This window comes from Sphingosinicella sp. (assembly GCF_052387495.1).
GTDB lineage: Bacteria > Pseudomonadota > Alphaproteobacteria > Sphingomonadales > Sphingomonadaceae > Allosphingosinicella.
Genome location: NZ_JBQTJC010000026.1, coordinates 1 through 8,641, shown reverse-complemented (window position 1 = coordinate 8,641; position 8,641 = coordinate 1). Strand labels below are relative to the sequence as shown.

Sequence of the window (8,641 nt, the reverse complement as noted above, 5' to 3'; positions counted from 1 at the left end):
GCATCCCGGTGAGAGTGCCTTGGGCGAGCGGCTCGCTGATCGAGATGCGGACCTCGTGCCCGTCCTCGGCGAGCGCCAGGTAGAGCGCCGCGAGGTCGCAGGTTTCGGTGACTCCGAGGAACCGCATCTCTCCTCCCTGGACGGCGCGTGGGCCGCATTCGCTAATCTGGATCAGTAATGAGCGAAAGCCGGAACCCTCTGGGTAAACAATGGGTTATCCCTGCTCATTACAGGGTGGAAATCAAGCCACATGGCGACTCAATTGAACTACGAACCCCGTGCTGCAACGGGTGCTTATCTGACTGACAAGGTGCAGCGCGAGCTGGCACGCTGGAATCGCGCGCGGCTTGAGCCGGGACTGCCTTCGCCCGACTGGCGGCTGCAGCTCGAGCGCGATCATCGGCTGCTTCGGCTGGAAGGCGACTTCCTCGAAACGCTTCGCGCCGAGATCGCGGAGGAAGCGGCGGCCGCGCCGACCGAGCCGGGGCATTTCGTGCGCTGGTTCGAGGGGCTGGAGGAGAGCGGCCCCGGCCAGGGCGATCCGCTTTTTCCCTGGCTCGCCGAGCAGGCGTCCCTCGCGGATTTCCGCTGGTTCATGGAGCAGGAAGCGGCGGGCGAAGCGGGCTTCGACGATCTCGTCGCTTATGCGCAGGTCAAGCTCCCGACCCGCGCCAAGCTTGAGCTCGCGCGCAATTATTGGGACGAGATGGGGCGCGGCAATCCAAAGGGCATGCACGGCCCGATGCTGGATGCGCTGGTCGCGCGGCTGCGGCTTGACCCGCGGATCGAAGCCACCGTCCGGGAGAGCCTGGCTCTCGCCAACGCGATGACCGCGATGGCAACGACGCGGCGCTACGCCTGGCACGCGATCGGCGCCCTGGGTGCGATCGAGCAGACCGCGCCGGGACGCGCCGCCCATGTCGCCGCGGGGCTCCGGCGACTTGGCCTCACCGGGCGCGAGCGGCATTATTTCGAGCTTCACGCCGTGCTCGACGTCAAGCATAGCGAGGCGTGGAACAGGGAGGCACTCGCACCCTTGGTCGCGGAGGACCCGCGCCGCGCCACCGCGATCGCGGAGGGCGCGCTGATCCGGCTCAAATGCGGCGAGCGCTGCTTCGAGAGATATCGCGCCCATTTGTGGTGACGGCTTGACCGGCGCCGACGCCGCCCTCCTGGCGCTGCTCGACCATCTCGCCGGCGACGGCTATCGCTTCGTCACGCCGACGCCCGCGACCCACGCGCGAATTATCGCCCGGCCCGAGAAGTCGGCCGCGCGCGATCTGCGCGACGTTTTCGGATGGAGCCTGCCCTTCGCCCGCACGGTCCTGCCCGACGCGCTGTTCCAGCTGCTCGAACGTGCTGAAATGATCACCGGCGCGGAGGGCGGCTTCCGCAGCCTCGTGCGCGTGTCGTCGCTGGACTCTCTCCTCTTCCTCCACTCGGCTTATCCGACGACGCGCTCCGACGCCGTCTTCTTCGGGCCGGACAGCTATCGTTTCGCGCGCTTCGTCCTGGCGGAGCTCGCTGCGGCGACCGCCGATCGGCTGGTCGATGTCGGCGCAGGGGCGGGCGTGGGGGCGATCGCGGCGATGCGCGAGGGAAGGGTAAGCGAGGCGCTGCTCACCGACATCAACCCGCTCGCATTGCGGTTCGCGCGCATCAACGCGCGCCACGCGGGGCTTCGGATCGAAACCGCGCTCACTACCGGCCTGTCCGATGTCGCCCCGGGCTTTCCCTTCGCGATCATGAATCCGCCCTTCATCGCCGATCCGGCAAGGCGGACCTACCGGGACGGCGGAGGCCGGCTGGGCGGGGACCTCTCCCTGGCGTGGGCGCTGGCCGCGGCGCGGCGCGTCGCGCCCGGCGGCCGCGTGCTGCTTTATACCGGGAGCGCGATCGTGAATGGCACAGATCCCCTGGAAGCGGCGTTGCGCGACGCACTCCCGCCCGACTGCGCGCTCCGCTACGCCGAGCTCGATCCCGACATATTCGGCGAGGAACTCACCCAGCCAGCTTATGCCGGGGTGGAGCGCATTGCAGCGATAGGTGCCATCATCGAGCGGCGGCATTGATCTTCAGCGGGAAATAATCGGCGAGCGCGGCGAGGCTCGCCTTCGCGCTCTTGTGGTGGATGAAGACCCCGCCGATCTCCTCCCAGAGGTGGCGGTGCCTCACCTGATCGTCGACGAGGACGTCGCCTTCCTTGGCATGGTCGCGCTTGTCGCGGGCCATGGTGGTGATGATGCGGGTGCCGGGGAAATATTCCGCGGCCCAGCGCACCTTCTGGTCGGCCGCCCAATTGCCGCGCGGCAGGCCGGTGAGGATGATCGGATCGAGATGCTTCACCGCCACGAACAGCTCCATCGCGTCGTCCATCAGCGGCAGGCCGAAATAGAAGTCCGGCGCGCTGGCGAGCTTCGCCCAGAAGCGGCCGATGCCGTGGCGCTTCTCATAGGCGCGAGGTGGCAGGCCGAGCACGGCGGTCGCCCCCTTGTCGAAATCGGCGAGGACCCCGTCGCAATCGAGGTAGAGCTGGCGGCTCATCGGAAGCGGGCCGGGGCGAGGGCGATGGGAATCGGCTCCGAGAGCGGCGTCCAGCCATGCTCGGCGATGACGTCGTTGCTCTCTTTGGCGCGGCGGCCGTCCTCGAGCGACCAGGTGATGTGAAAGGTCGAGCCGTCGGGCCGGTCGGTGGTGCCGGCGATGCGGACGACCATCGCTTCGACGCCTTCCCCGTCATCGGCGCGACCGACGATCTCGCCGCCGTTCTCCTGCGGGAGCGGCGCGTCGGCGGTGGCCTTGCCGGCGAGGGTGACATGGTCGGCGATTGGATTGCGATATCTGGGCGGGAAGCGGCGGAGCAGATCGGCGCGCTCGCCGCGATCGAGCTTCCAGCCGGTCACGCTGTCGCTGGTGCCGGCGGTTCTCGCGGCTTCAAGGGCGCTGGGCATGGCGGTTCAACCGGCTTGCGGTCGGTGCGTTCCCAGCCATTTGGCGAGGGCGGCCTGCTCCTTCGCGCTCATCTCCAGGCCGAGCTTGGTGCGCCGCCAGATTATGTCCTCGGGGGTGCGGGCGAATTCGTTGTCGATCAGGTGGCGGACCTCGGCTTCGTAGAGGCCGGCGCCGAAATGACGACCCAGGTCCACGAGGCTGATCGCATCGCCGAGGATCGCGTCGAGGCGGGTGCCGTAGGCCTGGGCCATGCGGGCGAGCATCGGCGCGGGTAGCCATTCGGCCAGCTCCTCGAGTCGGGCGTTGAAGACAGGAGTGACGTTGCCGCCGGGGAGCGGCGAATTGCGGGTGAACTTGAAGCCGCCGATTCCTAGCTTGTCGAGCGCCTCGGCGGCGAGGGCGCGGGCGGTGGTGAGCTTGCCGCCGAAGACGGAGAGCAGTTTCGGCCCCGGGTCGGGATCGAGTTCGAGCCTGTACTCGCGGGTGACGTTCTTGGCGTCGGCGGCGCCGTCGTCGTAAAGGGCGCGGATGCCGGCATAGGACCAACGCACGTCGGCGGTCGCGATCCGGCGGCGCATGTAGGCGTTGGCCGCGGCGCAGAGATAGTCGATCTCGGCGGGGCTGGCCCGGTCGTCGTCGGGGCCGACGGCGGGGCAGTCGGTGGTGCCGACCAGGCTGAGCGCGCCATAAGGCAACACGAAGACGATGCGACCATCCGGCTGCTGCAGGATGTAGGCGTGGTCGCCCTCGTGGAGGCGAGGGACGGCGACGTGGCTGCCGCGGATCAGGCGGACTCGGGCCTCGCTTTGCTCGCCGAGGCGGTTCCCGAGCACCTCCGCGACCCAGGGGCCGGCGGCGTTGACGATCGTCGCGGCGCGGACATCGCGGCCGCCGGAGAGGGTGGCGGTCCAGGCGTCGCCGTCGCGGCGGGCGGAGAGCAATTCGGTGCGGGTGGCGATCTCGGCGCCGCGCTCCTTCGCGTCGAGCGCGTTGAGGACGACCAGGCGGGCGTCGTCCACCCAGGCGTCCCAATAAGCGGCGAGCTTTGCGTTCGGGTCGCGCAAGGGTGCGCGGACCGCGGCGTCGTTCTTGGGCACGCCGCGCGCGCGCGGCAGGCTCTTGCGGCCGCCGAGCAGATCGTAGAGCGCGAGCCCGGCGCGGACCATCCACCAGGGACGGCCGCCGGGCGCCTCGGGCAGGATGAAGCGCAAGGGGCGGACGAGATGCGGCGCGGTGCGCAGCATCGTCTCACGCTCGCGCAGCGATTCGCGGACCAGCCTGAAATCATACTGGGCGAGATACCTGAGGCCGCCGTGGATCAGCTTGGACGAGGCCGAGCTGGTGTGGGCGGCGAGATCGTCCTTCTCGACGAGCAGCACGGTGAGGCCGCGCCCCGCCGCGTCGCGCGCGATCGCCGCCCCGTTGATGCCGCCGCCGACGACGAGGAGATCGAAGGAGTCCATCTGGCCGGTCAGGCTTCGTCGCCGTCGGCGGCCCCAGCGAGGTCCATGAATTTCCGCGCCGCCTCGCGGTCGGCTTCGTCCTTGAAGGCGATGTCGAGATCGGGCGCGGCGCCGAGCATGTGGAGCAGCGCCCAGAGCGCGAAGCGGCGGGGGGGATCGGTCGCGAGGCCGAGATCGACCTGCATATGCTCGATCCCCGCGGCGAGCGCCTGGGGCGGGACGGAGGCGAGATCGGCGGTGCCGAAATAGCGGCGGAGCTGGTCGTCGAGGTTCATGGGGCTCCTCTTACCGTCATTCCAGCCAAAGCTGGAATCCAAGCCGCCTTCGTGTCACCAAAGCCGTCTGGACCCCGGCCTTCGCCGGGGTGACGGATGGGATCGTGAGCGAGAAAATCCTCGTCATCGATGCGGGCCCGACGAGCACGAGGGCGATGCTGTTCTCGCCCCGCGGCGAGTGCCTCGGCTCGGCGCAGCGGGAGCTGGCGCAGCATTACCCGCAAGCTGGCTGGGTCGAGCATGACGCCGAGGAAATCTGGGCCTCGAGCTTCGCCTGCGCGCGGGAGATGGCCGAGGCGGCGGGCGGTGCGGAGGCGATTGCAGGGATTGGAATCACCAACCAGCGCGAGACGGTGGTGTTCTGGCGGCGGAGCACGGGACGGGCGCTGGGCCGCGCCATCGTCTGGCAGGACCGGCGCACGGCGGAGCTGTGCGCGGCGCTGAAGCGCACGGGGCACGAAGCGGCGCTGCAGGCAAAGACGGGGCTGCTGCTCGACCCCTATTTCTCGGGGAGCAAGATCGCCTGGGCGATGGCGAACCGGCCGGAGCTGGCCGAGGCGGGCGACGATCTCTGCATCGGCACGGTGGAGAGCTGGCTGGTGTTCCGGCTGACCGGCGGGCTGCACATATCGGACGCGACCAACGCGTCGCGGACGGCGCTGATGGACATCCATGCCGGGCGCTGGGACGCGGGGCTGATCGAATTGTTCGGGGCGCCGCGTGCAGCGCTGCCGGAGATCGTGGATTGTGCCGGGCGGTTCGGCGAAACCCTGCCGGAGCTGTTCGGCGCGGCGTTGCCGACCTCAGGGATGGCGGGCGACCAGCAGGCGGCGGCGATCGGCCAGGCCTGCTTCGCGCCGGGCGACACCAAGGCGACCTACGGCACCGGCGCGTTCGTGCTCACCCATACGGGTGGCGAGGCGCGGGTCTCGGCCAACCGGCTGCTGACGACGGTGGCCTGGCAACTGGGCGGCGTAAGCACCTATGCGCTGGAAGGCTCGGTGTTCGTTGCCGGGAGCCTGATTCAGTGGCTGCGCGATTCGCTCGGGCTGGTCGCGACCTCGGCTGAGACTGCGGCGATCGCCGCCTCGGTCGACGACAATCGGGGCGTCTATCTGGTGCCCGCCCATTGCGGACTCGGCGCGCCGCATTGGCAGCCCGACGCGCGCGGGGCGCTCTCCGGTCTCACCTTCGCGGCGGGGCGGGCGCATGTCGTGCGCGCGGCGCTGGAGGCGCAGGCGTACCAGACCCACGATCTGATGGCCGCCTTCGCCGCCGACGGCGCGGCCTGGGCGCGGCTCCGGATCGACGGCGGGATGAGCGCGAACGAGTGGCTGGCGCAGGATCTGGCGGATGTGCTGGACCTCGAGGTGGAGCGGCCGGTCTTCGTCGAGACGACGGCGCTCGGCGCGGCGATGCTGGCGGGAATCGGCTGCGGCCTGTTCGGCTCGCTGGAGGAAGCGGCGGCGATGCGCGGCGCCGTCGAGCGCTTCACGCCGGCGATGACGGACGACGTGCGCGATGCGCGGCTGGCGGGCTGGCAGAATGCCCTGCAAGGCGTCCTCCTCGCTTAGCCGTCACCCCGGCGAAGGCCGGGGTCTCGGGTCAAGCAGGCTCGGGGTTTCTCCCTGAGTTCCCGGCCTTTGCCGGGATGACGAGATTATTCGGCCTCGGCCTGCCAGCTGTCGTCGATCATCTTGATGATCGCGGAGAAGTCCTTCCCCCCGCCGCCGAGCGCTTCGGCGAAGCGGGCGTAGAGGGTCTCGGCCTCGGCGCCCATCGGCGTGTAGGCATCGACGCTCTGCGCCGCCTCCATCGCCAGGCGGAGATCCTTTAACATTAAAGCAGCTGCGAAACCGCCCTCGTAATCGCGGTCGGCGGGGGTTTCGGGGCCGACGCCGGGGACGGGACAGTAGCTCGTCATCGACCAGCACTGGCCCGAGGCCTTGGACGAGATGTCGAAGAAGGTCTGCAGGTCCAAGCCCAGCTTTTTCGCCATCGCGAAGGTCTCGCAGGTCGCCGCCATCGACGCGCCCAAGAGCATGTTGTTGCAGATCTTCGCGGCCTGTCCGGCGCCGGGCGCGCCCGCGTGGATCACCGCCTTGCCCATCATCGCGAGAAAGGGCTCGGCGCGCTTGAACGCCTCCTCGGTGCCGCCGGCCATGAAGGTGAGCGTGCCGGCCTCGGCGGCGGCGATGCCGCCCGAGACCGGGGCGTCGGTCATCAGATAGCCGGCGGCGCGGGCCTTCTCGATCTCCTCGCGCGCGGTGGCGACGTCGATCGTCGAGCAATCGATCAGGATCGCGCTCGCCGGCGCCTTGCCGATCACCTCGGCCTCGTAGACGGCGCGAACGTGCTTCCCGGCGGGGAGCATCGTGATCACCGCCTCGGCCTCCGCGACCGCTTCGGCGGCGGAGGCGGCGCGGCGGCAGCTGCGGGACTCGGCGCGGGCCAGCGCCTCCTCGACCAGATCAAAGGCGACGACGTCGTGCCCCGCCTTGGCGAGGTTCGCGGCCATCCCGCCGCCCATGTTTCCCAAGCCGATGAAGGCGATGCGTGCCATTTTCTTCCTTTCGTCGCCCCGGCGAAGGCCGGGGTCTCAGCGCGGGCTCGCGCCGCGCCCTTCACCCCACGAGATCCCGGCCTTCGCCGGGATGACGGTTACCGGCCCTTCCACGCCGGATCGCGTTTCTCCACGAAGGCGGCCATGCCCTCCTTCTGGTCCTCGCTGCCGAACAGGCCGTGGAACAGCCGGCGCTCGAAATTGATGCCCTGCGCCAAGCCGTTTTCGAAGGCGGCGTTGACCATTTCCTTGTTGGCGATGGCGGCGAGCGGGGACATCGAGGCGATCGTCTCGGCGGTCTTCAGCGCCTCGTCGATCAGCTCGGTGATGGGGACGACCCTTGCGACGAGACCCGAGCGTTCGGCTTCCTCGGCGCCCATCATCCGGCCGGTCAGGCACATCTCCATCGCCTTGGCCGTGCCGACCGCGCGGGTGAGGCGCTGCGAGCCGCCCATGCCGGGGGTGACGCCCAATTTGATCTCGGGCTGGCCGAACTTGGCGGTGTCGGCGGCGATGATGAAATCGGCCATCATCGCGACCTCGCAGCCGCCGCCCAGCGCATAGCCGGCGACCGCGGCGATCCAGGGCTTGCGGGTCGCGGTGACCTTCTCCCAGCCGGCGAAGAAATTGGACGCGTACATCGAGGCGAAGCCCTGGTCCGACATCTCCTTGATGTCGGCGCCGGCGGCGAAGGCTTTCTCCGAGCCGGTGAGCACGAGGCAGCACTGGCTGTCGTCGGCGTCGTAGGCGGCGAAGGCGGCGATCAGCTCGGCGAGCACCGTCGAATTGAGCGCATTCAGCGCCTGCGGGCGGTTGAGGGTGACGAGCGTCACCGCGCCCTTTTGCTCGACCAGGATGGTTTCGTAGTCGCTCATCGCATCCTCACATAGCTGCCGGGAGCCGGCTCGATTTCCTTCTTAGGCTTGCGCGCTTTCACTTTCTCGGCGCCATCGCGGACCAGCCATTGCTGCCATTCGGGCCACCATGAGCCTTCATGGCGAGTGGCGCCTTCGAGCCATTGCTCCGCCGTCTCCGGCATCGCCGCGTTGGTCCAATAGCCGTGCTTGTTCGCGGCCGGCGGGTTGATCACGCCGGCATTGTGACCGGAGCCGCCGAGCAGGAATTGAGTCTCGGCGCCGAGGAGCTTGGCGCCGTCATAGGTCGCCTGCCAGGCGGAGACATGGTCGTCCTTCAGCGAGATCACCATGGCGGGCGTCCCCATGTCCAGCGCGCCGGGCTCGGTCAGCTCGTTGGCGACGAGGATGCGCCTGGTCCATTCGGTCAGGAAGGCGGCCGGAATGTGGGCGCCGTCGGCGAACCAGTGGAGAATGTCGCTAGGCGGCGCCTCCTTGTCGAGCAGATAGTGGCTGACCACCGACGACCAGATC

At 69.2% G+C, this 8,641-nt stretch carries 9 protein-coding genes and 1 pseudogene; 3 read left to right on the top strand and 7 right to left on the bottom strand.

Going from position 1 to position 8,641, the window contains the following annotated elements:
- The first annotated feature begins 250 nt into the window (after positions 1-250).
- Together ACT4N8_RS01950 and ACT4N8_RS01945 are read left to right on the top strand one after the other, a co-directional pair.
- Entirely contained in the window at positions 251-1,144 is an 894-nt protein-coding gene (locus ACT4N8_RS01950; RefSeq protein ID WP_444856456.1) for an iron-containing redox enzyme family protein, read from the top strand.
- Positions 1,145-1,148: 4 nt separating this feature from the next.
- Positions 1,149-2,072 carry a methyltransferase gene (locus ACT4N8_RS01945; RefSeq protein ID WP_444856455.1) on the top strand — a complete coding sequence of 308 codons (924 nt, stop codon included), beginning with the start codon at positions 1,149-1,151 and terminating at the stop codon, positions 2,070-2,072.
- Here the strand turns inward: ACT4N8_RS01945 and ACT4N8_RS01940 are convergent.
- The 4 genes from ACT4N8_RS01940 to ACT4N8_RS01925 are packed head-to-tail and all read right to left on the bottom strand — an operon-like array spanning position 2,053 to position 4,690.
- Complete coding sequence (locus ACT4N8_RS01940; protein WP_444856454.1) at positions 2,053-2,544, bottom strand: hypothetical protein; 492 nt, start codon at positions 2,542-2,544, stop codon at positions 2,053-2,055. The two genes, ACT4N8_RS01945 and ACT4N8_RS01940, sit on opposite strands and share 20 nt — an antisense overlap.
- Positions 2,541-2,951 (bottom strand): hypothetical protein, encoded by a 411-nt coding sequence (locus ACT4N8_RS01935; RefSeq protein WP_444856453.1) that lies wholly within the window; start codon positions 2,949-2,951, stop codon positions 2,541-2,543. The genes ACT4N8_RS01940 and ACT4N8_RS01935 overlap by 4 nt, the downstream gene beginning before the upstream one ends.
- 6 nt (positions 2,952-2,957) lie before the next feature.
- A complete protein-coding gene (glpD, locus tag ACT4N8_RS01930) occupies positions 2,958-4,415 on the bottom strand; it encodes a glycerol-3-phosphate dehydrogenase (protein ID WP_444856452.1) in 1,458 nt (485 codons plus the stop codon).
- Between the two features lie 8 nt (positions 4,416-4,423).
- Positions 4,424-4,690: a hypothetical protein gene (locus ACT4N8_RS01925; protein ID WP_444856451.1), complete on the bottom strand. Its 267-nt coding sequence runs from the start codon at positions 4,688-4,690 to the stop codon at positions 4,424-4,426.
- A 104-nt stretch (positions 4,691-4,794) separates the two neighbouring features.
- Here ACT4N8_RS01925 and ACT4N8_RS01920 point away from each other — a divergent pair, with 104 nt between their 5' ends.
- Entirely contained in the window at positions 4,795-6,264 is a 1,470-nt protein-coding gene (locus ACT4N8_RS01920; protein ID WP_444856450.1) for a glycerol kinase, read from the top strand.
- Positions 6,265-6,350: 86 nt separating this feature from the next.
- On the opposite strand, the gene mmsB is transcribed toward ACT4N8_RS01920, so the two are convergent.
- From mmsB to ACT4N8_RS01905, 3 genes and pseudogenes are all read right to left on the bottom strand, one after another.
- The gene (gene mmsB / locus ACT4N8_RS01915; RefSeq protein ID WP_444856449.1) at positions 6,351-7,253 is read right to left on the bottom strand and encodes a 3-hydroxyisobutyrate dehydrogenase; all 903 of its coding nucleotides are present in this window, start codon (positions 7,251-7,253) and stop codon (positions 6,351-6,353) included.
- A gap of 98 nt (positions 7,254-7,351) precedes the next feature.
- On the bottom strand, positions 7,352-8,128 hold the full coding sequence (locus ACT4N8_RS01910; RefSeq protein ID WP_444856448.1) for an enoyl-CoA hydratase: 777 nt from the start codon (positions 8,126-8,128) through the stop codon (positions 7,352-7,354).
- Positions 8,125-8,641 (bottom strand): annotated as a pseudogene (locus tag ACT4N8_RS01905) (hypothetical protein); the annotation flags it as partial. The pseudogene ACT4N8_RS01905 and the gene ACT4N8_RS01910, both read right to left, overlap by 4 nt.